Genomic DNA, 23673 nt, shown 5'->3' with positions numbered 1-23673 from the left:
GACCATTATTTTGATTCTTGTGCTTCTTCAGGTACCAACATCGTCAACCCGTGCTTGATGACTTTCATCTCGATTGGCAGATCATCCGTTGGATCGCCGTCGGTCCGAGTATGAACCGTTTTTTCTTTCGCCTTGATCGAGACCTTTGCGGCAGTGAAATATTCAACACTTGGTACTTTGGCAATTCTACCACGAATAATTCTTGGCAAATACAAAATAAACCGTAAAATGTTCAATTTTGGCAAAAGAATAACATGGAACAAGCCATCGTCAGGTTTTGCTTCTTCATCAAAGTTCTTAAACCCACCTGCTGAATTCGACATGACGATCGTCAGTAATTGACTTTTCCCCTGCCATTTCCGTTCGTCAGCGATGACTTCCAATTTGTATTGTTTCTTTTTGATCAACAGATGAATGAACCGTTTCATAAACGCCAACGGACCGTACTGTTGTTTTTCTTCTTGGGAAGTTGCTGCTGCAGTATCTGCTAAAAGACCAATGGTCATCGTCGAGATCATTACTTGATCATTGACCATCCCATAATCGATCGGACGTTCAACCCCTGTTAAAATATTCTCAAACGCTTCTTCTGGCTTGACTGGAATACCTAACATTCGAGCGAAGTTATTTACCGTTCCTCCAGGAATGATCCCGATCTTCAGCTCATCCAGCTTTTCTTTGAATGTTTGCAGCCCATGATGGATCGTTCCATCCCCACCAATAATAACAATCGTATCGACCGCATGTTTCTTGGCTGCCTCTTTAACATCCTCAGGGTCAACATCGGGATTTGATGCTTGTAAAAACACTTGATGCTCATCGCCTTGTTCGTTCACATAGGCTTGGAATTTTTCTGCTGTTTCTTTTGCTTCACTTTTCCCCGCTGTATCGTTGTATAATACGAGAATTTTCATACTATTCACATCCTAATAAAAGGCCGGGCCTTACGCAAGACCTGCGTGAAGAGTTCCCAGCCCTAAAGTTATTCTTTTCTTTCAATGAAGAAGCTGCTGCTATGCTTGCGCATTCAGTTCGGCGATTTTCACGATCACATCGGTCGCTTTCATCATTGATTGTAGTGAGACGAACTCATAACGTCCATGCATATTTTCTCCACCAGCAAAGATATTCGGGGTTGGAATCCCTAGATAGGAGATTTTCGAGCCATCCGTACCACCACGGACAGGTTCTGTCATCGGTGTGATTCCAACTGCTTTCATCGCATCTTTCGCTAAATCAATGATGCTCATATCTTTTTCGATGATTTCTTTCATGTTGTAGTATTGATCATATAGATGAACGTGCACTCGTGGTTCATCAAAGCGAGCATTCAAGCTTTCTTGAACCGCTAATAATTGTGCTTTTCTTTCTTCGAAATGACTCCGGTCATGATCTCGAATAATGTATGCCATTTTCGCTTCTTCTACTGAACCACTAAGGCTCATCAAATGGAAGAACCCTTCTGTCCCTTCGGTTTTCTCAGGAACTTCATCAGCAGGTAGCGCATTTTGAAAATCGACTGCTAGTTGCAAGGCGTTGATCATGGTGTCTTTAGCAGTTCCAGGGTGGACATTCTTTCCTTGGATCGTAATTTCAGCTTGCGCCGCATTGAAGGTTTCGTATTGCAATTCTCCTACTGGACCGCCATCCATTGTATAGGCAAAATCAACATTGAAATCTTCCACATCGAATTTATCGGCACCAACACCAATTTCTTCATCAGGGCCAAATGCGACTTTGATTTCCCCATGCTTGATCGTTGGGTTTTTCAGTAAAATTTCCATGGCTGTCATGATTTCTGCAATACCTGACTTATCATCAGAACCTAATAAAGTGGAACCATCAGTAGTGATCAAGGTTTCGCCAGCATAATTTTTTAAATTCGGAAAATCTTTTGTGTTTAATGTGTATTTTCCTTCTTTATCTAATTTAATGGTCGATTCGCCATCGTAATTTTCGATGATCTGCGGATCAACATTTTCTGCATTAAAATCGGCGGTATCCATATGGGCGATAAAACCGATGGAGCGCACGTCATGTTCGACATTACTTGGTAATGTTGCGATCACGAAACCATTGGATTCATTGTAGTGAACATCGCTTAATCCTAATTCTTCTAGTTCTTTTTGCAGTTCTTTAGCAAACGCGACCTGTGTTTGGGTGGAAGGGGTTGTCGTACTTGTCGCATCCGAGCGAGTTTCTGTTTTAACATATTTTAAAAAGCGAGGCAATAAATTTTCGTACATAAAAGATTCTCCTATCTATAGTCAAATGGATTTGTTGAAGTGGTGGAAGGAACAAAGGTCACAGCCCAGTTCTCTTCTGCTTTCCACTGGTTGAATTTCTCAATAAACCGAGGAATACATTCCTTTTCTATGTTATGCCCTGGATCGATCCCAATCAACCCATTGGCTTGCATGTCATGGGCGAAATGGTAACTGATATCGCCAGTGATGTACACATCCGCTTGATGGCGTAAGGCATCCGAATAAAACGATTGGCCACTGCCACCGCAAATGGCGATTCGCTGAATTTTTTCAGGTGCACCAGGAAAGCTGACGAGGCGTAAAGCAGACAAACCAAAGCGCTCTTTGACACGTGCGACAAACTGATCAAGGGTAAGAGGCTTAGCGAGATTGCCAACCCGTCCGATTCCATAGGTCTTCGGCAAATTGTCTAAGGCATACAGATCATAAGCTGGCTCTTCGTAAGGATGAGCAGCGATCATTGCCGAAAGGACCTTTTTCTCGATCGTTTCTGGAAAAATGACTTCGATTTTCGCTTCTTGCACCTGTTCTTCTTTTCCGATCTCACCGATGGCAGGATGCGCCGCTTGCTGTGGTGTAAAGCGACCGGTGCCAATCAATGAATAGCTGGTGTTTTGGTAATTGCCTTGCTGACCAGCACCAGCTTTTCCTAATACCTTTCGCAATGCTGGTGCCGATTCAACAGGTGTAAATACAGCTAGTTTCTTCATTTTTACTTGATGGGTTTGCTTCAAGTACGTATCTGGTTCAACTTCTAGCAGTTCACAAAACCAATCGTTCAAACCGTCTTCAATAATATCCATATTGGTGTGGGCGGCGTAAACGGCGATATCATGCTTGACGAGATCCATCAACATCTTTTGTTGCGGATCATCGGTCAGCAAGCGGTTCAAAGGGCGAAAGATCGGTGGATGTTTCGCGATGATCAAGTCGATCTTTTTCTCGATGGCTTCGGTTACCACTTCTGGACGGACATCAAGGGTCATCATGACTCGCTCGAGGGGTTTGTTTAATGTACCAACATGCAGACCAACAGGATCGCCTTCTTCTGCCAACCATAATGGGCAATATGCTTCAAAGCGTTTGATAAATTCTTGACCAGAAATCATGCCAGTACCTCCTTGATCCATTCGATTTGTTCTTTCAATTCATTCATTTTCTCAGCAGGTGGTTCTTTGGCTTTCTCTAACTCTTTGACCACTCGTTGACGCTGCTTCAATTCATGCTGCCATTTTTTATAAAAAACTGGATTTTTTTCTTTTAATAAAAAGGGACCAAAAAATAATTGCTGGGGCGTGTACGTCGCTTTTCCAGTTTCCGCAACGATGATTTCGTAATTTTTGTCATTTTCTTCTAACAGCACTTCATGAATGATCGTAAAATTGTGATCAACGAGCCATTCCCGCAAAGTCCTTTCGCCAACATTCGGTTGTAAGACCAAACGTTTGACCCCCGCTAAGCGATTTTTTCTGCTGCCTTCTTCTAAAATAGAGCGAATCAAAGTCCCCCCCATTCCAGCAACAACAACCGTGTCGATCTTATCTGCTGGCTGAATAGCGTCCAATCCGTCTGCTAAGCGCACCACGATCTTCTCTGTTAGCCCGTTTTTACGTACTTGTTTACTGGCAGAATCATAAGGTCCTTGAACGACTTCTCCAGCTACAGCATAAGTGATTTTGTTCTGCAGCATCAATGCCACAGGTAAATAAGCATGGTCGGAGCCGATGTCGGCGATACGTGCTTGGTCGGGAATTTGTTCGCCCACGCAAGCCAAACGATCCGATAATGCATGTTCGTTCATATTGTCACTCCTTCTTTCGTAGTATAACACGCTTTCCATAAATAGAAAAAAATGTGCGTCTTGACTGTGGTGCCATTGCCAAGGCGCACATTGCATTAATCGTTCACTAATTCAACCTTTTGAATCGAGTTACCGGGAATTTGCGGTGGGATCGACATCGTCATGATCGGGACGCCTTGCAGCGACACTTGGACTTTGTCTCCTTCAACTAACTCCTCGATCTCTCCTGAATAGGCCTCGATAGGGACATGGAGAATGACCCCATCATTTTGAAAACTTTGGACGACTTGATCCTCATCTTCAACTGCCGCTACGTCTTTCAAAAATAATTGAAAGGTATCATCTGAACCTGCTCGGGCATCTTCTTGGATAATACCAGTAAAAACCGTCGCTGTTTCGCTCTCTGAAGAACTATTGGCAACGGAACTAGCATTCTCACTTGATTCAGAAGGCGTGTTATCGCCACTTGATGCATTGTTGTTTTCGGGACTGCCACAAGCCGTTAACAGCAGCACTGCTGCTAAGGACAAGCCTAGAATCACTTGTTTTTTCATCATCATCTTCCTCCAGTAATGGTTTTTTTAGGCATCATTTCGTCGATTTTTGCCCGTCATTTGGATCTCTTGTGTCAAGTAACGAATACGCTCCATAATACGTTTGGCTTTCAATGGTTCGGATTCGCCGCGTTGCGTTACTGAAAGATGCTGCTCTAACTCATGCATGGTAAAATTCGAGGTGAAGAACGTCGGGAGTTGCTCTTGCATTCGGTATTGTAGAATCACACCGAAGACTTCATCACGAATCCAACTGCTCATCGCATCCGCACCGATATCGTCCATCATTAAGATTGGGGCTTTTTTCACTGCGTTCAGCTTATCCCCCACCTGATCTTTGCCGATTGCTTGTTTCATCTCTACTGCAAATGTCGGGAAGTGAACCAATGTCGTCGTGTAGCCTGCCTCCGCTAAATCTCTGGCGATCGCGCCAAGCAGATAGGTTTTTCCGATCCCAAAACTCCCCACAAAGTAAAGTCCTTTATGAAATTCCTGTGGATTGGCTGTCAACTCACTAATAAAATCAACGGCAGCTGCGATGGCCTCCATTCGGCCAGGCGTTTGCTGATAATCTGCAAAACTTGCTTCTTGTATATCTTTAGGCATATCCATCGCTTTGATGCGGCTGCGGATCTCTTCTTGTTTCTGATATGCCAGTAGCTCTTTCGTTGGTACGTAGGTGACGTCAATAAAATGAAAATTTAACGCTAAGCGCGGCTCATAGCCCGGTGCGATCATGGATGGATCATTGATGCGGAATTTCCGCTTTTCTTGGACGAACTCATACAGTTTCGCATAGCTTTTTTGAATATCTGCTTCGGTCAATACCTCTTCATTTTCGGCAATAAACGCTTTGACATCAGGATCTTGTAAAACCTCTGCCATCATTGCTGAAAACTGATCACGGTAATTGCGTTTATCCAATAGTTTTCCTAAGTTTTTCCCTACATCTTCCATTACTTGTCACCAGCTTTCTTATGCAAGTAGTTTTGCAGTTTTTTATCTAATTCTGCTTGTCGCTCTGGCGTTAATGCTGTCTCTTCCACTGGTTTTTCAGCCCAAGAAGGCAGCTTTTCTTCGCGAATGATTTTTTTGCCGCTGGTTTGTGGTCGGCTGCGTTTTTCCTTGGCACTTCGAACAAGGCTCCGAACATGTTTGATGGCATCTTCTGCCGTGCCAATTTTTAATTCTGACCACTGGGCGGCGATATTGTTCACATAATTTCCTGACAAAGCGGCATTGTTTTGGACCACCAAGACATAATGAACCAGAACATTGATCACACTATTAGGCAATGGTGACCGTTCGACAAGGCTCTTGATCAGCCATTGTTCTGAATCCGTCATGAAACTGTTTTTCTCCGCTTTGATCGCCTTGAGAAAAGCGATCGGTGCATTGTTCTCACTTTCTTGAATCAATAAGACATCATTTTCTGAAAAACCATTCTGTTTTAAGGTATTGAAGCGGCGCAACTGACTTTCCGCTTGGGGATCTTCTCTTTTTGATGTTTTCGTAAATGTTTGTCGTGATTTCTTCATGATGGCTTGTTCCAGCTTTTTCTGGTCGACCTCGCCTGTTGTCAAAGAAACATTGTCCGCCATCAAATCCAACAATTCCAACACATCATAGCCATATAAAGAATGGTATAGAACTAACTTTTGTCGAAAACTTGGTGTGAAATTAGCGGCACGGATATACCGACGCTGCGCTTCATATAAAAGAAAGTCCCAATCCAACTGCTTTTCATCAAGCACCAAGTTCGCATTGGTTTCTTGAAAGGAATCACTGACTGCCTGTAACGTTTCTTCATGTGAAGCAAAACGTGCGGTATTTAACCCATAGGCGGCTGAGAAGGATTGGGTCACTTCCTGATAATCGGTCAAGGAACACTGCTTTGGTTGATACAGCTTGACCAGCTGATCAAATTTACGCTCCCCGACTCTTTCCAACAACAGATAGGCATACAATTCATCTTGAAAAAACGCTGCTGGATGGACCGGTTCTTGCAACCAATACAGATACGAGCTCCCGTTTTGAGCATCTGCTTTCTCATAAGACTTTAGCAAGCCGATGCCCTCTAAGTTTTGCTTGGCTTTTATGAAGCGAGGCATTCCCGCATTCATGGCATTCAAGATATCTAGATGCACGGTCGTCATCGACTCCTCGCCAGAAAAGCTTTGGGCTTGGACATCACTTGCGAGTGTCAAATACAACGCTAAAGCATCACTTTCAATAATTGGTTGATACAAATAAATGAGGGCGTCTTTCCCTTCCGTTGTAAGTGGACGGCTTTTGAACACTTTGTACGATTGATTCGGTAAACTATTGCCCACTTGTTGTCCCCCTCTATTCTTGTGGTTCTTTCGCTTTTTCGACGATGTCTTGTAGTTCTTTCAAGAAAACTGACATGTCTTTAAACTGGCGATAGACACTGGCAAAACGGATATAAGCGATCTCGTCTAAATCAACTAAATCTTCCATCACATACTCACCAATCTGTGTTGTAGAAATTTCATTTTCACCAAGAGCACGAACACGACTTTCCACATGATCGACGATCGTTTCCATCTGATCCATTGTCACTGGACGTTTTTCAGCAGAACGAATCAACCCCCGTAGGATTTTTTCTCGATTGAATTCTTCACGGGCACCATTCTTCTTAATCACAAGTAGGGGTGCCTCTTCGATACGTTCAAATGTTGTAAAGCGATAGCCGCAATTTTCGCATTCACGACGGCGGCGAATCACACGTCCATCATCGGCTTGTCGACTATCAACTACCCTAGAATTGTTATGATGACATTTTGGACATTGCATAGTTCCACCTCATTTTCTCTCTTATGCGCTTACGTATTTACGTAAAGTCATCGGTTTCTATGATTAATTATAACATGAAATCCGTTGGTACAATAGCCAAAGTGGTTTATTCTGTTCATTTATTACAAAATTTAAATAATGTTATAACTACTGTTTTTTTGAATTTGAAAAAACGGCAGAAATCTTTCTGCCGTTTCATTTCGTTATTTATCTTTCATTTGCAGCAAAGAAACAAAGTCATGCAAATTTGCTGGCTTTTCCATCTGCTGATTGCACCGTTGGCTATCACGGCAAATATAGTTTCCCCGTTTGGTATACGTTCCATCGCCATTGCTTTTCGTCAGAGAAAGAAACATTGAGACATTCCCTTCATGCTGGCACAAGGGACAGATTCCTTTCTTGACCTCGGTTGAGACATGACCGTGAAGTCCTGTAAAGCCCTGCTCAGTGGCAATGATCATAAACTTGCTTTGACTACCGATATCATCCCAAGAAAGATAGGTGGTCTCTTTTAAATCAACGGAAGCAAAATCAGGTATTTTCAGTTTTTTTACTTTCCGAAACATTTTTTCAATTTGTTTTGTTGTCGGGACCTGAAAGGGTCGGACGTACTCTTTGAGTTCTGTTAACAGCTCATTGCTGCGACTGATCGTCATCCCCGGTTGAAAAAAAGCAGCTAAAATTTCACGTGGTGCTGTTTCTTCTTCAGGAAAAAATTGTTCTATGGCGTCTTTTGTCATCGTTTCAACCGTTTTGATCGTTCGAGGATCATTGACCGATTGATACGTTCGTACTAATTGGTATACTTGATGTTTAATTGAATGAAATTGGTAAGGTTCGATCATAAAAAAGCCTTCTTTCTAATTTTCCGTTTCCTATTGCGGCTGTTCTACTTTCTTGACAGTCGTACACAATGCATAAATAAGCATTTGATGACCACCTCCCAATTTCTTTGCTGCTTTCCATGCGATCTTAATGGATTATAATGAGAGGTTGAGAAATTGTCAACTGTGCAGGTGGTTGTCTTTCAACCTCTCTTGTCTCATTAACCCAAAAATGCCTCGTCTAGAAGACGAAGGCATCCATGTTTGTTTATAATTTATCTTCAATTCCTGTGTAATGCTTCAGCTGGTCTGCATCCCGTCGATCATTCGAAGAAATTTTATTTGCATCGGGATTTTCAGCTCGCAATAGTTCTTCGCTGCTGACATTTTCAGGGGTGGTTCGATCATTGCGGGCATCACGCTCATCATTTTGATCATCTAGTTCATTGACTCGTTTTTGATCGTGCTCTTTCTTGATTTGACCTTCTTGTGCTTGTTCTTTTCCAGAGTGGGCAAGTTCTTCATTGTTGGTCCACTCACCGATTTTTTCTTTGGCTTTGCCAACGATCACATCTTTTTCATCTTTAAAAGTACCCATAGTTATCATCCCTCCTGTATAGTTTCATCATAACAAGCATTCTGATTTCTGACAAAAGATATGAATGCGATACCAAACAGTCAGCAAAATGTTTTTCTTTATGCTATAATATGAGCGATTATTTTCTGAATATTCATACAACTGGAGGTGAAGAACCTGTTTAAGGTTCGACAATAGATGGCAATCCTCGATTTCCAACAGGTTTCTTTCGTTCGCGACAAGAACTATTTATTAAAAGCGATCAATTGGCAAGTGAAAAAAAATGAGCATTGGGCGATTTTAGGTCTGAATGGTGCTGGCAAAAGTTTATTACTCCAAATGATCACGGGAAGCTTATGGCCTTCTTCTGGTCAACGAACGGTCTTAGGTGAGCGTTACGGAAAAACGTCTGTGCCCGATCTTCAACGGCGCATTGGTTGGGTCAGTTCAGCGCTGCAAAGCAAGTTTTATGGTCGCGATCTCGCCGAAGAGATCGTTCTTTCGGGGCTTTATTCCAGTATTGGTCTTTACGAGTCCTACGAAGAAGAGCAGCTGATCCAAGCAAAAGCGCTTTTGGCTGACTTAGGTCTGTCGCATCTGATACATCGTTCCTATCACGTCCTTTCGCAAGGGGAAAAACAATTTGTCATGATCGCACGTGCCATGATGGCACAACCAGAGATCCTCATTTTGGACGAACCTTGTACGGGCCTTGATCTATTTGCGCGAGAAGAACTGCTAACCCGTCTGGAGGCTTTTTCACAACTGCCGAATACGCCGACTCTTCTTTACGTTACCCATCATACGGAAGAGTTACTACCGATTTTCACTCATTTGTTGATGTTAAAAAACGGCGAAGTCCACGCCGCTGGTCAACGAGAGACGATTTTTACTGAGGAGGTTCTCACCTCTTTTTATGATCAGCCAATCGTTCTTCACCCCTTTTCCAGCAATCGTGTGATCGTGACCCCAAAATAAATCAGGGCTGGTACTTTGATGTTTAACCATTCATACACGATCGTCTTACTTTCCAAACCAAACAGTTTCCGACATGTTTCAGCGCCAGTTGTTTTTTAAAAATGATAGGGCTAGGTTTGCTATTGAAAGACAAATAGCAGGTTCCCTTTTGCTGAAGGGAACCTGCTGTCTTATCTATTTGTTTAAGGATGCTAACCAATCATCGATCTGCTGATTGAGTTGGGCGATCGTTCCTTGATTATCAAAGACAATATCGGCCCGTTGTTTCTTTTTCTCAATTGAAAGCTGACTGTCGATTCGTTGTTGCGCGTCTTGCTCACTCAATTGATTACGTGCCATCAACCGCTCTTTTTGAAGCGCTTCTGGCACATAAATGACTGCGGTTTGATCCATGTATTGGTCGTAGTCGGCTTCATATAACAAAGGAATGTCAACGATCAACAAGGGCACCTGCTGCCTTTTTTCTTCGATCTGAGACAAAATCTCTTGTCGAATAAATGGCGACAGCGTCTGATTCAGCAAGCGACGTTTTTCTGGATCATTAAATATCAGGGCACCGAGGGTTTGCCGATCCAGGTGCCCGTCATCGGTCAAAATCTGCGGACCAAAGGCTTGTGTCACCGCCTGCAAGCCGTCCGTATTCGGTTCAACGACTTCTCTGGCGATGATATCGGCATCAATAATCGGTAAGCCCAGTGAGCGAAAATGCGCGACTGCGGTACTTTTCCCAGTGGCGATCCCGCCAGTGACCCCTAAGACAAAGCTCATTTGCTGGACCTCACATGCAATTTTTGGCACTGAGGACAAAAGTGCGTCCCCCGTTGGGCAACCTTGGTTTTAACGATTGGTGTCCCGCATCGCCCGCAAGGATTGCCCGTTTGGCCATAGACATTTAATGACATTTGGAATTTTCCTGCTTCGCCCAATGCATTGAGATAGGTCCGAATGGTTGTCCCCCCTGCTTCAACGGCGCGTTCCAGGACATCGATGATCGCTTGATGCAACACGTTGGCTTCTGCTGGGGTGAGCGAATCTGCTGGTTGTTCTGGATGGATCTTCGCTTGCCATAGCGCCTCATCTACATAAATATTGCCCAAACCAGTCACAAGTTTTTGATCTAACAAAAGGGGTTTGATGGCTTTTTTAGACCGCTTCAATCCTTGCTCAAATGCTTCTAATAAAAACAATTCAGGCTTAGGCTCAGGACCTAATTGCATGATGCCTTTATAGGCTGCGCTTTGGTCTTTATCCACTAAAGTCATACGACCAAATTTTCTTACATCATGGTAATTTAACTGACTGCCATCCGTAAAATGGAAAATAACATGTGTATGCTTATCGACAATCGGGTCTGACTCAAAATACTCGTACTTGCCTTCCATTCGTAGATGAGAGATCAGATCATAATCTGTCAATTTAAAAATCAAAAATTTTCCACGTCGTTCAAATTTTTCAAAACGTTGCCCTTTCAACAGTGCCGAAAAGATCGGCACTTCAGGACTTTCGATGATTCGCGGCCAAAGGATATCGACCGATTCGATCGTTTTATTTAAAACAAGTTTTTCAAGTCCTTTGCGGACCGTTTCAACTTCTGGTAATTCAGGCACCTCTGTTCACCTCATTTATTTTGCATCGTACCATGTTTTGCCCCAATTGCTGTCTGTCAGTAAAGGGACATGCAATGCAACGGCTTGCTCCATCACTTCTTTCACTAAAGCGTCAAGACGAGGCAATTCAGATTCAGGTACTTCAAAGACTAGTTCATCGTGTACTTGCAGCAGCATCGTTGCTGCTAATTTTTCTTCTTTCAAACGTTTCGCCAAATCGATCATGGCAATCTTTAAGATATCCGCCGCACTGCCTTGGATCGGTGTATTGATGGCGGTTCTTTCCGCAAAAGTCCGAATATTGAAATTGCGCGAATTGATATCAGGTAGGTAACGACGGCGATGATACAAGGTTTCAACGTACCCTTTGTCCTTCGCCTCACGAACCACATCCTCCATATACGTTTTCACACCAGGATATTTTTCAAAATACGTATCAATGTATTGTTGGGCGGCTTTTCTGGTGATTCCTAGATTCTGGGATAAGCCATAATCGGAAATACCATAAACGATACCGAAGTTGACCGCTTTGGCTTGACGACGCATATTTGGGGTCACATCTTCTGCTTTTTCGATACCAAAGACTCGCATCGCTGTGCTTGAGTGGATATCTTGACCTTCGATAAAGGCTTCTTTCAAATGGGTATCATCTGAAATATGTGCCAATACCCGTAATTCGATTTGAGAGTAGTCAGAAGAATAGATCACCCAATCAGCTTCTCGTGGCACAAAGGCTTCACGGATCTTTCGACCTTCTTCTAAACGAATCGGAATGTTTTGCAGGTTCGGATCGACAGAACTTAAACGACCAGTTTGAGTCAAAGTTTGTACATATCGTGTATGGACTTTGCCATCCCCTTGGATCACTTTTAATAAGCCTTCTACATAGGTTGATTGGATCTTAGCAATTTGACGATAAGTCAAAATGTCTTCAACGATCGGTGCTTGCTCTTTTAGTTGTTCTAACACATCGACTGCTGTCGAATAGCCAGTCTTGGTTTTTTTGATGACTGGTAAGCCCATTTTTTCAAATAAGATCACACCCAGTTGTTTCGGTGAGTTTAAGTTGAAGGTTTCACCAGCTTCGGCGTAGATTTTTTCTTCAATTTCATGCAACCGTTGCGCAAATTCGCCCTTCATCTGATGCAAGCGAGACGCATCAACTTTGATTCCAGTAATCTCCATATCAGCTAAAATCATTGATAAAGGCAATTCCATTTCTTCAAATAGCGCTGTTTGATTCTTCGCTGCCAATTCTTCCGTAAGCTTTGGTGTTAGGTTCGTAATCGCTGCTACTTTACGGGCTAAATGAGCAAAGAAGTCTTCCTCATCCGCCGGCAGACCTTTTTTCGCACCTTTTCCATAAATCACTTCATCCGATTGGATCGCATCATAGCCATAGTGAGCGGCAACACCTGCGATGTCATTATTCGTATCATTCGTGTCTAAAAGATAAGCTGCCAATAAAACATCAAAAGCGATTCCTTTTGGTGCTGTCGTGTATCGGTTTAACGCTACGTACGTGCGTTTGGCATCATAGACGAATATTTTACGCTCCTCGTCTTTTAACCAATCGGTAAAGACTGGACTTTCAAACAATTCTTCACGATTGCTGACATAAATTTTTTCTTGATTGCCCCAAGCAACACCGACGATATCTTCCAAATGATAGTTATCCCCCATCATCTCGACATACAATGCTGTGTCTCCTTGGAACATATCTTCTGTAACTTCTTCAACGACCGAAAATAAAATGTCTTCCATCTCAACTGGTTCAGCTGTAATCTGCAACTTCTCTAAGAAGCTATTAAAGTTCATTTCTTGGTAGAATGGCACCAATTTCTCTAAATTTTTGCCTTCATATTTCAGTTTGTCGACATCGACCTCAATGGGCGCATCCACATCGATGGTTGCTAATTGTTTTGAAAGAAAGGCAATCTCACGGTCATTGATCAGGTTTTCTTTCATCTTGCTTTTTTTCATTTCATCGATGTGTTCATAGATCCCCTCAACGGAGCCATATTCCTTCAATAGCTTGATGGCTGTCTTCTCACCAATTTTGGTGACACCAGGAATATTATCGGAAGCATCGCCGGCTAGTCCTTTCATGTCGATGATTTGTAAGGGCGTTAGGCCGTCATATTTTTCAGCCACATGAGCGGGCGTATAACTTTCAATTTCGCTAACTCCTTTGACCGTAATGTCAACTTTCACGTGCTCCGTTGCCAGCTGGGTCAAATCGCGATCGCCAGATAAAACGACAACGTCAAACAGCTCTTTGTCGACTTTATTTGCCAATGTGCCAATGATATCATCGGCTTCGTAATTATCTAATTCGTAATATTGAACACCTAACGCGTTGATCAATTCGCGAATGTAAGGCATTTGTTCTTTAAATTCCCCAGGGGTTTTTGAACGTCCGCCTTTATAGTCTTCATACATCGCTGTCCTGAAGGTGGTTTTTCCAGCATCAAAAGCCACTAAAACATGTGTTGGCTGTTCTTTTGCCATCACATTTTCAAACATAGTATGAAACGCATAGATGGCATTTGTGTGCAGCCCATTGGCATTTTTAAACCGTTCTAATGAATTATGCAACGCAAAAAACGCGCGAAAAGCCACACTATTTCCATCAACGAGTAGTAATTTATTTTTTGGCATTTGATTACTCCTTTTCTCAAAAAGTTCCTCTTTATTCTATCAAAGAACGGGCACAAAAGCGATGAATTGCTTTGTTTTCTCTCTCATTTTATACAAAAAAAAAGGCGAGTTTCCTCGCACTTTTTTTAGTTGTTTTTTCCAAAGATTCGCAATAACGCAAGGAATAAGTTGATAAAGTCCAAATACAGTTGTAAGGCCATGAAAACGGCCACTCCTGTATTTGCGCCACCATTCGTTGCGAAGTATACATTGCGGATTTGCTGATTGTCATAGGCGGTGATCCCCATAAAGACAAAGACGGTCACGATCGATAAGAAAAAGTCAACCGGTTGACTGCGTAAAATAAATACATTCAAGAGCGTCGAGATGATGATCCCGATCAACAGACCATAGCCGATACGACCAACTACACTTAGATCCCGTTTGGTCATGATCCCAAATGCTGACATGACACCAAAAGTGACAGCTGCTGAAACAAATGCTCCCACGATTGATCCAAAGTCATAGATCATCAGTGTCACAGATAAGGTCAATCCATTCAAGAGCGAATAGACTAAAAAGCCAGCAACGGTCAAGGACGGATTTTTCTGCGCCTTCACCCCTAATACAATAACTAGAATGATCTGTAAGATCCAAAGACCAGTAAATCCTAGCGGAAAGTTGTCAATAAATTGCAGGGTTTGCGCTTGAAAGACTTCCCCAAATATATAGGCTGAGATCGCACTGATCGCAAGCCCAACGCCGAAGAATAAATACACTTTTGAATAAAAGCGATTTAAGCCTTGGGCTTGGACGGTTTCATTATTTAAATTATTCATCTTGTTGTTCCTCCTCATTTTCAGCTACTGCTTTTGGCGGCTGGACCATGACCACAGCATCTAAAATACGATGATCTTCTGTGTTGATCGCTTCAACCGAAATAGTTACCACGTCTTTCATTTTATCCACTTTGATCACTTCGAATTCAAAGGTCAACGTTTCATAATGATATACAGGTTCAATAAAGTTTACCGAAAAATTGACTACATGAGAGCCAGGACCAGGCAAATGTTTCGATACGGCACTGGTGATGATCCCCATCAACATAATGGATGGTACGATTGGACGCTGGTACTCAGTTTTTTGCGTGTAGTCATGTTGTATATACAAAGGATTGGCATCATTAGTCAGCCCTAAATATAACAACAGTTGATTGTCTTCGATCGATTCTGTTAAGGATAACGAATCGCCTTCCTCGATATCTTCAATACTTTTTCCTATTTTTCGCGGTTTACCTATATTCAAAATTTAATTCCTCCAAAAAGAATAGTTTCATCTGAGTATATTCTATCAGATGCCGACAAAAGTGCAAGTTCGCGGTGCTGCTTTTGCAAAAACTTCAGATGTAAAAAACTCTTGCAGCAAACACGCCACAAGAGTCTTTGATTACAACACGTTACGAGTTGTATTGCTTAATAGTTTTTCATAGGCTGTCTCAAATTTTTGCACATCGCCTGCTCCCATGAAAATCACGACAGCATTTTGATGATCCAATAGCGGAGATACGTTCTCTTCTTTGATCACAGTTCCACCTTTTTGAATTTTCTTGCCTAGATCTTCAATTTTAACATCTCCTCGTGATTCACGAGCAGATCCAAAAATGTCACATAGATAGACATGGTCTGCAAGATCCAATGCTTCCGCAAATTCATCCATTAAAGCGATCGTACGGGTAAAGGTATGCGGTTGGAAGACAGCAATAATTTCTTTCTCTGGATATTTTTGACGAGCGCCATCGATCGTTGCTTTGATTTCTGCAGGATGGTGGGCGTAGTCGTCCACGATCGTCATATCCGCCACGATTTTTTCGCTAAAGCGGCGTTTCACTCCAGGAAATGAAATCATCTCAGCAGCAACTTCTTTCATATCTAATCCTTCTTTGTAAGCCACAGCGATCACACTTAATGCGTTGTTGATGTTGTGCTGACCAAACGCTGGCAAGACAAAATGGCCAATATTTTCACCATGGATAAAGACGTCGAACTCTGAACCTTGGGTGGTGCGTTCAATATTTTTTGCTTGGACATCGTCGTTATCGTTGACGCCGTAATAGTAGATTGGGACATCGGCTTCAAGTTTACGCAAGTATTCATCATCACCAAAAGCAAAGATGCCTTTTTTCACTTGACTTGCCATCGATTGAAAGGCTGAGAAGACATCCTCGATCGAGTGGAAGTAGTCTGGGTGATCAAAATCGATGTTGGTCATGATTGCATAATCCGGTGAATACGCTAAGAAATGACGACGGTATTCACAGGCTTCAAATGAAAAGAATTCCGCATCAGGTTCCCCATGACCAGTCCCATCGCCAATCAAGAAACTTGTTGGACGGATGCCGCTTAAGACATGAGAAAGCAATCCTGTCGTACTGGTTTTCCCGTGAGAACCGGTCACCGCAATACTCGTATAGGGCTGAATGAATTGGCCAATAAAGTCATGATAACGAGTAACTTCTAAACCAAGTTCTTTTGCCCGTACGATTTCTTCGTGGGTGTCAGGGAAAGCATTCCCTTGGATAATGACCATTTCTGGTTGAATGTTTGCTTTATCGAAAGGCAACAATTTGATCGCTGCTTTTTCTAGATCACGTTGAGTGAAGAAATATTCTTCCACATCAGAGCCTTGTACTTGGTAGCCTTTTTCGTGCAGAATCAAAGCCAATGAACTCATACCGGAACCTTTGATTCCAACAAAATGATGTATTTTGTTTTGATTTTCCATTATTATAATCCTCTTTTCTCAAATCCGCGTCGTAAAAAAACGCGTGTATTGACAAATATCAGGTTGTCACACGACCTACATTATCATACAAAATGAAAAAAATAGCAACGAGTTTTATTTTTCGACTTGACTTTTCTCATCATTTCCTATTTCTAGCAAACGTCCACGACATTTTCCACAAACATATTTTTTGATATCCACACGTCGCTGCCGTCGAATCTCGCAGCCGCAATTTTGGCATCGATAGCGATGTTTGGCTGTCCTTTTGGCAGGAGGTGCATAACGCAAGCCTCCCGTTCTTGCCAGCAATGCTTTAAAGGCAGGATCTTGGTGACGGTGACCAAGACCTGCTAAGTGCAAATGATAGTGACACAATTCATGCTTGATAATGCCGATAAAAACCTCCATTCCGTGTTCAGTGAGCATCGCTGGATTGAAATCCAAGTGGTGATCACTTAGATGGTAGCGGCCACCGGTTGTTTTTAAGCGAGAATTAAACACCGCTCGATGCATGAATGGTTTGTTGAAAACAGACAGCGACAGCTCTTCCACCAACCGCTGCAGTTCTTGTTGGGTCATTTGGCATTTCCCGGATCGACCATGGTTAAACTGATACGGCCTTTTTTGACATCTACTTGCTCGATCCAAACGGTTACGACATCACCGACGGAAACAACGTCTTTCGGATGCTTTACAAACGAACGGCTCAGCTTCGACAAATGCACCAGGCCATCTTGTTTGACCCCGATATCAACGAAAGCACCAAAGTCGATCACATTTCGAACCGTTCCCTTCAGTTCCATTCCCGGTTTTAGATCCTCCATACTCAACACATCTTTACGCAATAATGGGGCTGGCATTTCATCACGCATATCGCGTCCAGGCTGCATTAACGCCTTTAAGATATCCGTGATGGTTTCTTTGCCGACTGACAATTTTGCGGAAAGCTCCGCTGGGCGTAGTTGGGCAAGTTTCGCTTTATTTTCTTCCATTTGCTCTTTCCCTAGCTCCGCTAAAGGAATACCCGCGATCGCCAAAATTTCTTTGGCAGTGTCATAACTTTCTGGATGGATCCCGGTATTGTCCAAAATGACTTTTCCGCCAGGTATCCGCATAAAGCCGATCGCCTGTTCATAAGCTTTTGGACCTAAGCGAGGGACTTTTTTCAGTTGATTCCGCTGCGTAAATACACCATTTTCTTCTCGATAAGTCACGATATTTTGAGCAGTGGTTTTATTTAAACCAGCTACATGCTGCAAGAGTGCCGCACTTGCGGTATTGACGTCAACGCCAACTTGGTTGACAACAGTCTCAACAACAAAATCCAATTGTTCAGCGAGGCGTTTTTGCGAAACGTCATGCTGGTATTGTCCGACGCCCACGGATTGTGGATCAATTTTGACTAATTCTGCCAAGGGATCTTGCAGACGGCGACCAATACTGATGGCGCTGCGTTCTTCCACTTGCAGATCAGGGAATTCTTGACGAGCGATCGGACTGGCAGAATAAACAGAAGCGCCTGCCTCATTCACGATCACATAATATACTTCTTGATCGATCAATTTTAATTGTTCAGCGACGAATTGCTCTGATTCCCGACTCGCAGTCCCATTACCGATTGTGACCATCTCGACTTTATAGGTTTGTAATAAGCGACGAAACACTGGTCCGGCAGCTTCTCGCTTATTCATAGGCGCTGGTTTATGAGGATAGATCACTTCGATCGCTAGTACTTTTCCAGTCTCATCAATGACGGCTAGTTTACAGCCTGTACGATACGCTGGATCAAAACCTAAAACGACTTTGCCCTTCAATGGCGGCTGCAGCAACAGATTGCGAAGATTTTCTCCAAAAATCGCAATTGCTTGTTCGTCAGCTTTTTCTGTCAATTCATTGCGGATCTCTCGTTCGATGGCTGGTGAAATAAACCGTTTCAGCGCATCAGCAGCTGCAGCTTCAACAAAACCGGCTGCGGGTGAATCCCTATTCGTGATCAATTTGCGACGTAGGTAATCCATGATTTTTTCTTCATCTGCCACAAGGGCGACCTTCAAGATGTTTTCTTGTTCCCCACGATTAGTGGCTAAAATTCGGTGGGATACCATCTTATTGATAGGATGCTGGAAATCGTAATACATTTCATAAACGCCTTTTTCATCTTTTTCAGCATTTTTGACCGTGCTTTGATACAGTCCTTTGTTTGTGTAATAGCTGCGGATCCAACTACGAAACTCTGCAGTATCACCAACGCCTTCTGCAATGATCTCGTGCGCGCCTGCTAAGGCATCTTCTACAGTAGGAACAGCATCACTGATAAATTCGGCCGCTTTTTCTTGAACGTCACCTGCTTTTGGGAAGCTTAACAGCCACTGAGCAAATGGTTCCAAGCCGTTCTCTTTGGCGATCGTCGCTTTGGTGCGTCGTTTTTGTTTATAAGGACGATACAGGTCTTCGACGGCCTGCATTTTTGTCGCAGCTAAAATCGCCTGTGATAGTTCAGGCGTTAGCTTTTCTTGTTCTTCTATCAAACGCAAAACCTCTTGCTTGCGTTTCTCTAAGTTTTCTAAGTACTGGTATCGCTCTTCTATTTCTCGAATCTGAACTTCGTCAAGTCCATTCGTCATTTCTTTACGGTAGCGGGCAATAAAGGGGACGGTATTTCCTTCTTGCAATAACTGCAACACCGTACTGATTTGTTTTTGGGTAAAAGCGGTTAATTCTTGTTTTACTAAATCAAGTACCTCTTGATTCATTTCTGCCATTTGTTCTCACCTTTCCTTTGTTGCTTTTGCTATTTTAACATAAAAAAGACAGCCATTGAGCGAACAAGATTGCACGAAAACAACGTTGCTTTCGCGGCTCTTGTTATGGCTGCTTTTGTCTTTTCTCAAAAAGACTTTTAAAAGTCTGGTTGCCAAGGACCTGCTAAATTTTGGTATTCGATGTCCTGAACGATCCCTTTGTCATCAAAAATCACGCCATGCACCGATCCACCAAATACTGCCCCGCCATCGATGCCGATTTTGTCGTCTTGTTGCCAAAGATCCGTCGTCTGCATATCTCCATGCAGCATGGGCGTGATGGTATGGCCAAAAACGATCGTTTTTCCTGTACGGTTTTTCCCTTTATGAAACGGCTCGCGAATCCAGATAAAATCATGGTCGGCGGTCTTACGCCAATCTTTTTTACTTAAATCCACGCCCGCATGAACAAAGAGATACTTTCCCCATTCGTAATAAAGCGGTCGCTCCATCAAAAACTCTATTAAGTCTCGATAGCTACTGCGGATCATTAAGGCGATTTCCGTCGGCGAATACTCCTCAGTAGCGCCTGTATGCAAAAGACTTTCAATCGTTTCTTTGCCGCCATTGCGTACGTAAGCGGCAAACCAATCCTCAGGGGCATTTAGAAATTGCAGAAAATACTCCTCGTGATTGCCGCGTAAATAAATCGCTTGGTATTCTTCGACTAACTTTTTTCCCAGAAAAAAACACTCTTTTGACTTCGGCCCCCGATCATTTAAGTCTCCAATCATAAGCAGCTGATGGAGCTTAGGGTCATAATCGGTAAGAAGTTTTTTAAACAGATCGGCCATTCCATGAATATCACTGATTGCATATAGATAGTTTTGCATAGTCATTTCCTCCTTAAAGGCAATTGATTCTCTTGTTATCAATTTTAGACCTTTGCCTGTAAAATGTCTTGCAATAAAACGAAAAAACCAACCATTCGTCCTGAACAGTACGACAACATAAAGTCGGGTTCAAAAGGACGAATGATTGGTTACGATCGACAAAAGCTATTTTCCTGAAACAGCAAAATAATTGCCATCCGGATCGGCAAAATTGAAAACCAGTTGTTCTTCCATCTGAATCAATTCACCCACTTCTGCTTCCATCTCTAAAAGCTTCTTATAAAGTGTCGTAATATCTTCTGCAAAAAACATGATCGATGGGGAATTCAAAGCGACTTCAGGTGAATGTGTTTCGATAAACTCACGGTCATATAAGACAAAATGTGCCTCCGCCTCTTTTGATGGCGCGATTTCAACGACGGATGTTCCATCAACGGTTTGTTGTTCAATGATCACAAACCCTAGTTCTTGCCAAAACTCAACTGCTTTCGTCACATCGTCAACGTATAGCATCACTTGCATTTGATTGGAAAACAATGGGCATCCCTCCTATTTCTCGTTATTCGTCTGCTTCCTTCGCTTCTTGCGCAGCGTTCGAATTGGTATTAAAGTTCAATTGTAAACCTGGTTTGTCGGTCACGATCTCTGTCACTTCATAAGTCAAGCGTTTGACGATATCAAACAAGGGCTCAACCAAGCGATCAGTTTCGGCTTTCGTCAAATCCTCTCCAGAATTGACTTTGCGATTCAAAATATGATTGACTTGTCCGACACGTCCTGACAAAACGTAATCAGGGAACACCAATTGGAATTCTAAGCGGGCACCAATAATACTGTTTTTTTCCATATATTCTTCATCTTTGACTTTTAACGGCGCAAAGCCGACATTCAATTTTGTTTCCATTTCTTTGTCTTTCGGTTTCATATCAAAATGATATGCTTCAACGATCGGTTGTTGTCTTTTTAATTCCACTAGATTCACACTCCTTATCTAAAAGTATAGCATAACCTTTTCTTTGAGCCTACTGTATTCTTTAGACAATAAAAAAAACGGCAAGTGCCGTTTTAATTTGCTTCTTTTAGTGTTGCTAGGTAGTCCAATGCATCTTGAACATTGGCGATCGGAACGATTTTCATGTCTGTGTCTAACTTCTTCGCTGCTGCCACTGCCTCTTCGTAATTCGTTTTAATGGAAGGATCTATTTCACGCTCTTCATCAGTGATTTCATCGTCCGGAGCAAAAAAGATTTCTGCACCACTTTCGCTGGCACTCGCTACTTTTTTGTCAATCCCACCGATTCGACCAACCGTCTCATCAGCTGAGATCGTTCCGGTTCCAGCAATATTATGGCCTTTACGCAAGTTATCTCCAGTTAGCTGTTCATAGATTTCAAGGGTGAACATCAACCCAGCTGAAGGCCCACCGATATTGCCAGAATCGATCACGATCTCTTCATCAGAAGTGATCTCTGTATGATCGACGAGTGAGATACCGATCCCGGCTTTTTGATTGCTTTCCAGTTCAATTAATTTGCCTTTTGCTTCTTTTTCTTCGCCATCTTGCAAGTAAGTCACGGTGATCTCATCACCAATGGTTTGACTTTGTACATAGTCGATAAAGTCTTGGCTACTTTTAAATTCTTTGCCATTGACAGCGGTGACGGTATCTCCCACGGATATTTTCCCCGCAAAACTGGAATTTGGATCGATCCCCATGACATAGACCCCTTTATAGGTCATTTCATAAGGCAAGTCTGCCAGCTTTAATGCTTGCTCAATCGCACTATTTTGCGAGGATTCCATATAATAGCGCTGGATGCGATTGTACTCCTCATCTGTCGCACCGCCTAAAAGTTCTTCCTCACTGATCAAGTCTTGAAATTCATTGAATTTTGTTCCAATCGCCGTAAACACGGTAGCCTGTCGAATCCCGACACTGGTTAAAGAAAAGGAGCCAGCTGAGGTGTCTTCTTTTTGATTGACGGTAATCAATTCTTTTAAATCGATCGTTGCACCGGGTTGCTCGATATAATAAGGAATCGGCAAAAAGGCACAGGCTGCGATGATCAGCGCTAAAACAAACAGGAGAACATATTTGATCGTTGATTTAAGATTCATTGGTATCACGCTTCTTTACTATAGCATCGTAGATATTTTGTGGTAAATATTCCGCCACATCGCCGTTAAAGGTTAAGATTTCTTTCAACAAACTGGAGCTGATGAAACTATGCTTTGCATCTGCTAAAAGAAAGACGGTCTCCAGGGAAGGTTCTAAGTGATGATTCATTTCCATGATGTCCCGCTCATACTCATAATCTTTCACACTGCGAATGCCTCTAAGCAGAAACTGGGCGCCTAGTTTTTTCGCGATCGTGACCGTCAGCTCCGTTTCTTGCGCCAGAATCTTGACGTTTGGAATATGAGCGAGGGCTTCTTCAATTAGATGAACTTTTTCTTCACTTGTAAAAAAACTTTTTTTATTGGTATTTGTAAAAACACCCACGATCAGTTCATCAAAAAGCGTTGCGCCTCGCTCAATCAGATCCACATGACCTGACGTCAGCGGATCAAAACTTCCTGGAAATAAAGCAATCTTTTTCATGTTATCCCTCATTTCTATAGATCGTCACCGCAGATATGCCATAGGTTTGGGCGCGCATCAAATGCAAAGAACCAATCTTTTCTGGCAAGACGATGGACTTATCTGTTTCGCAAACCACATAAGCAAACGGACGAATCAATTCATCCTTCAGCATAGCTTCTAGCTGTTGCAGGATCTCTTGCTTTGCGTAAGGTGGATCTAAAATTAGATAGTCAAAGCTTTGTCCCTCAGCTGCAAACTGGCGTAAGGCTTGATTGGCATCCATTTTTAGTACCGTGAACTTTTCTGGTTCTTTGGTTATTGCAATATTTTCACGGATCACTTTGATAGCTGGAAAACTACGGTCGACACAAACGGCATGCTCCGCACCACGAGAGACCGCTTCGATCGCTAAGCCCCCGCTCCCACTAAACAGATCCAGTACAACTCCTCCATCTAAATATTGCCCTAACATGTTAAAGATCGCCCCTTTTACTTTGTCTGTCGTGGGGCGAGTGTTATCTCCAGCAAGACTTTTTAATCTGCGGCCACCATATTCTCCGGCTACTACACGCATGCGTTTTTCCCTCCAAGATCTTCGTAAATACAAAT

At 42.7% G+C, this 23673-nt stretch carries 25 protein-coding genes; 1 reads left to right on the top strand and 24 read right to left on the bottom strand.

Going from position 1 to position 23673, the window contains the following annotated elements; translation table 11 throughout:
- Positions 1–5 precede the first annotated feature (5 nt).
- The 10 genes from IGK14_RS07540 to IGK14_RS07495 form a co-directional block, all read right to left on the bottom strand.
- A complete protein-coding gene (locus tag IGK14_RS07540) occupies positions 6–914 on the bottom strand; it encodes a diacylglycerol/lipid kinase family protein (RefSeq protein WP_010748206.1) in 909 nt (302 codons plus the stop codon).
- Positions 915–1013: 99 nt separating this feature from the next.
- Entirely contained in the window at positions 1014–2246 is a 1233-nt protein-coding gene (gene pepT, locus IGK14_RS07535; RefSeq protein WP_010748205.1) for a peptidase T, read from the bottom strand.
- A gap of 11 nt (positions 2247–2257) precedes the next feature.
- Positions 2258–3376, bottom strand: a complete 1119-nt coding sequence (locus IGK14_RS07530; protein WP_010748204.1) for a Nif3-like dinuclear metal center hexameric protein — start codon at positions 3374–3376, stop codon at positions 2258–2260.
- Positions 3373–4068, bottom strand: a complete 696-nt coding sequence (locus IGK14_RS07525; RefSeq protein ID WP_010748203.1) for a tRNA (adenine(22)-N(1))-methyltransferase — start codon at positions 4066–4068, stop codon at positions 3373–3375. The genes IGK14_RS07530 and IGK14_RS07525 overlap by 4 nt, the downstream gene beginning before the upstream one ends.
- Before the next feature lie 95 nt (positions 4069–4163).
- Positions 4164–4625 (bottom strand): hypothetical protein, encoded by a 462-nt coding sequence (locus IGK14_RS07520; protein WP_010748202.1) that lies wholly within the window; start codon positions 4623–4625, stop codon positions 4164–4166.
- Between the two features lie 24 nt (positions 4626–4649).
- Complete coding sequence (dnaI, locus tag IGK14_RS07515; RefSeq protein ID WP_005226006.1) at positions 4650–5579, bottom strand: primosomal protein DnaI; 930 nt, start codon at positions 5577–5579, stop codon at positions 4650–4652.
- Positions 5579–6955 (bottom strand): replication initiation and membrane attachment family protein, encoded by a 1377-nt coding sequence (locus tag IGK14_RS07510; protein ID WP_010748201.1) that lies wholly within the window; start codon positions 6953–6955, stop codon positions 5579–5581. The genes dnaI and IGK14_RS07510 overlap by 1 nt, the downstream gene beginning before the upstream one ends.
- A gap of 13 nt (positions 6956–6968) precedes the next feature.
- Entirely contained in the window at positions 6969–7439 is a 471-nt protein-coding gene (gene nrdR, locus IGK14_RS07505; protein WP_005226004.1) for a transcriptional regulator NrdR, read from the bottom strand.
- A gap of 203 nt (positions 7440–7642) precedes the next feature.
- A complete protein-coding gene (locus IGK14_RS07500; protein WP_010748200.1) occupies positions 7643–8284 on the bottom strand; it encodes a FusB/FusC family EF-G-binding protein in 642 nt (213 codons plus the stop codon).
- 247 nt (positions 8285–8531) lie between these two features.
- Positions 8532–8870, bottom strand: a complete 339-nt coding sequence (locus IGK14_RS07495) for a hypothetical protein (RefSeq protein ID WP_016609515.1) — start codon at positions 8868–8870, stop codon at positions 8532–8534.
- Positions 8871–9038: 168 nt separating this feature from the next.
- On the opposite strand from IGK14_RS07495, the gene IGK14_RS07490 reads away from it, so the two are divergent.
- The gene (locus IGK14_RS07490) at positions 9039–9818 is read left to right on the top strand and encodes an ABC transporter ATP-binding protein (RefSeq protein ID WP_154694445.1); all 780 of its coding nucleotides are present in this window, start codon (positions 9039–9041) and stop codon (positions 9816–9818) included.
- A gap of 174 nt (positions 9819–9992) precedes the next feature.
- On the opposite strand, the gene coaE is transcribed toward IGK14_RS07490, so the two are convergent.
- From coaE to rsmD, 14 genes are all read right to left on the bottom strand, one after another.
- On the bottom strand, positions 9993–10586 hold the full coding sequence (coaE, locus tag IGK14_RS07485; RefSeq protein ID WP_010748198.1) for a dephospho-CoA kinase: 594 nt from the start codon (positions 10584–10586) through the stop codon (positions 9993–9995).
- Positions 10583–11425: a DNA-formamidopyrimidine glycosylase gene (gene mutM / locus IGK14_RS07480; protein ID WP_010748197.1), complete on the bottom strand. Its 843-nt coding sequence runs from the start codon at positions 11423–11425 to the stop codon at positions 10583–10585. Before mutM ends, coaE begins: the two co-directional genes overlap by 4 nt.
- 15 nt (positions 11426–11440) lie before the next feature.
- Positions 11441–14086 carry a DNA polymerase I gene (gene polA / locus IGK14_RS07475; protein WP_154694444.1) on the bottom strand — a complete coding sequence of 882 codons (2646 nt, stop codon included), beginning with the start codon at positions 14084–14086 and terminating at the stop codon, positions 11441–11443.
- A gap of 125 nt (positions 14087–14211) precedes the next feature.
- Positions 14212–14904: a Bax inhibitor-1/YccA family protein gene (locus IGK14_RS07470; protein ID WP_010748195.1), complete on the bottom strand. Its 693-nt coding sequence runs from the start codon at positions 14902–14904 to the stop codon at positions 14212–14214.
- Positions 14897–15370 carry a MaoC family dehydratase gene (locus IGK14_RS07465; protein ID WP_005225996.1) on the bottom strand — a complete coding sequence of 158 codons (474 nt, stop codon included), beginning with the start codon at positions 15368–15370 and terminating at the stop codon, positions 14897–14899. Before IGK14_RS07465 ends, IGK14_RS07470 begins: the two co-directional genes overlap by 8 nt.
- A gap of 141 nt (positions 15371–15511) precedes the next feature.
- Positions 15512–16846 carry a UDP-N-acetylmuramate--L-alanine ligase gene (murC, locus tag IGK14_RS07460; RefSeq protein WP_005225995.1) on the bottom strand — a complete coding sequence of 445 codons (1335 nt, stop codon included), beginning with the start codon at positions 16844–16846 and terminating at the stop codon, positions 15512–15514.
- Positions 16847–16960: 114 nt separating this feature from the next.
- A complete protein-coding gene (locus IGK14_RS07455) occupies positions 16961–17425 on the bottom strand; it encodes a SprT family protein (protein WP_010748194.1) in 465 nt (154 codons plus the stop codon).
- Positions 17422–19608, bottom strand: a complete 2187-nt coding sequence (locus IGK14_RS07450; RefSeq protein ID WP_010748193.1) for a Tex family protein — start codon at positions 19606–19608, stop codon at positions 17422–17424. Before IGK14_RS07450 ends, IGK14_RS07455 begins: the two co-directional genes overlap by 4 nt.
- A 137-nt stretch (positions 19609–19745) precedes the next feature.
- Positions 19746–20480 (bottom strand): metallophosphoesterase family protein, encoded by a 735-nt coding sequence (locus IGK14_RS07445; RefSeq protein WP_010748192.1) that lies wholly within the window; start codon positions 20478–20480, stop codon positions 19746–19748.
- A gap of 165 nt (positions 20481–20645) precedes the next feature.
- Entirely contained in the window at positions 20646–21017 is a 372-nt protein-coding gene (locus IGK14_RS07440; protein ID WP_005225991.1) for a VOC family protein, read from the bottom strand.
- 22 nt (positions 21018–21039) lie between these two features.
- A complete protein-coding gene (locus IGK14_RS07435) occupies positions 21040–21453 on the bottom strand; it encodes a DUF1149 family protein (RefSeq protein ID WP_005225990.1) in 414 nt (137 codons plus the stop codon).
- 92 nt (positions 21454–21545) lie between these two features.
- Positions 21546–22598 (bottom strand): SepM family pheromone-processing serine protease, encoded by a 1053-nt coding sequence (locus IGK14_RS07430; protein ID WP_010748191.1) that lies wholly within the window; start codon positions 22596–22598, stop codon positions 21546–21548.
- Positions 22588–23082, bottom strand: a complete 495-nt coding sequence (coaD, locus tag IGK14_RS07425) for a pantetheine-phosphate adenylyltransferase (protein WP_005231326.1) — start codon at positions 23080–23082, stop codon at positions 22588–22590. The genes IGK14_RS07430 and coaD overlap by 11 nt, the downstream gene beginning before the upstream one ends.
- Position 23083: 1 nt before the next feature.
- Positions 23084–23638 (bottom strand): 16S rRNA (guanine(966)-N(2))-methyltransferase RsmD, encoded by a 555-nt coding sequence (rsmD, locus tag IGK14_RS07420; protein WP_010748190.1) that lies wholly within the window; start codon positions 23636–23638, stop codon positions 23084–23086.
- Positions 23639–23673 lie beyond the last annotated feature (35 nt).

It is taken from the genome of Enterococcus sp. DIV0970a (assembly GCF_051711265.1).
Lineage (GTDB): Bacteria > Bacillota > Bacilli > Lactobacillales > Enterococcaceae > Enterococcus_D > Enterococcus_D casseliflavus.
Note: the sequence above shows the minus strand (reverse complement) of the source record. Positions and strands in the feature narration are given on the sequence as shown.

What these genes read in the sequence shown, in the direction of transcription:
- coaD (WP_005231326.1), bottom strand. Translation starts at nt 23,082, where the DNA reads ATGAAAAAGATTGCTTTATTTCCAGGAAGTTTTGATCCGCTGACGTCA.
- IGK14_RS07495 (WP_016609515.1), bottom strand. Translation starts at nt 8,870, where the DNA reads ATGATAACTATGGGTACTTTTAAAGATGAAAAAGATGTGATCGTTGGC.
- IGK14_RS07500 (WP_010748200.1), bottom strand. Translation starts at nt 8,284, where the DNA reads ATGATCGAACCTTACCAATTTCATTCAATTAAACATCAAGTATACCAA.
- dnaI (WP_005226006.1), bottom strand. Translation starts at nt 5,579, where the DNA reads ATGGAAGATGTAGGGAAAAACTTAGGAAAACTATTGGATAAACGCAAT.
- IGK14_RS07530 (WP_010748204.1), bottom strand. Translation starts at nt 3,376, where the DNA reads ATGATTTCTGGTCAAGAATTTATCAAACGCTTTGAAGCATATTGCCCA.
- IGK14_RS07490 (WP_154694445.1), top strand. Translation starts at nt 9,039, where the DNA reads ATGGCAATCCTCGATTTCCAACAGGTTTCTTTCGTTCGCGACAAGAAC.
- murC (WP_005225995.1), bottom strand. Translation starts at nt 16,846, where the DNA reads ATGGAAAATCAAAACAAAATACATCATTTTGTTGGAATCAAAGGTTCC.
- IGK14_RS07520 (WP_010748202.1), bottom strand. Translation starts at nt 4,625, where the DNA reads ATGATGAAAAAACAAGTGATTCTAGGCTTGTCCTTAGCAGCAGTGCTG.
- IGK14_RS07455 (WP_010748194.1), bottom strand. Translation starts at nt 17,425, where the DNA reads ATGACCCAACAAGAACTGCAGCGGTTGGTGGAAGAGCTGTCGCTGTCT.
- IGK14_RS07450 (WP_010748193.1), bottom strand. Translation starts at nt 19,608, where the DNA reads ATGGCAGAAATGAATCAAGAGGTACTTGATTTAGTAAAACAAGAATTA.
- IGK14_RS07540 (WP_010748206.1), bottom strand. Translation starts at nt 914, where the DNA reads ATGAAAATTCTCGTATTATACAACGATACAGCGGGGAAAAGTGAAGCA.
- rsmD (WP_010748190.1), bottom strand. Translation starts at nt 23,638, where the DNA reads ATGCGTGTAGTAGCCGGAGAATATGGTGGCCGCAGATTAAAAAGTCTT.
- IGK14_RS07525 (WP_010748203.1), bottom strand. Translation starts at nt 4,068, where the DNA reads ATGAACGAACATGCATTATCGGATCGTTTGGCTTGCGTGGGCGAACAA.
- IGK14_RS07430 (WP_010748191.1), bottom strand. Translation starts at nt 22,598, where the DNA reads ATGAATCTTAAATCAACGATCAAATATGTTCTCCTGTTTGTTTTAGCG.
- polA (WP_154694444.1), bottom strand. Translation starts at nt 14,086, where the DNA reads ATGCCAAAAAATAAATTACTACTCGTTGATGGAAATAGTGTGGCTTTT.
- pepT (WP_010748205.1), bottom strand. Translation starts at nt 2,246, where the DNA reads ATGTACGAAAATTTATTGCCTCGCTTTTTAAAATATGTTAAAACAGAA.
- IGK14_RS07470 (WP_010748195.1), bottom strand. Translation starts at nt 14,904, where the DNA reads ATGAATAATTTAAATAATGAAACCGTCCAAGCCCAAGGCTTAAATCGC.
- IGK14_RS07445 (WP_010748192.1), bottom strand. Translation starts at nt 20,480, where the DNA reads ATGCAAAACTATCTATATGCAATCAGTGATATTCATGGAATGGCCGAT.
- coaE (WP_010748198.1), bottom strand. Translation starts at nt 10,586, where the DNA reads ATGAGCTTTGTCTTAGGGGTCACTGGCGGGATCGCCACTGGGAAAAGT.
- nrdR (WP_005226004.1), bottom strand. Translation starts at nt 7,439, where the DNA reads ATGCAATGTCCAAAATGTCATCATAACAATTCTAGGGTAGTTGATAGT.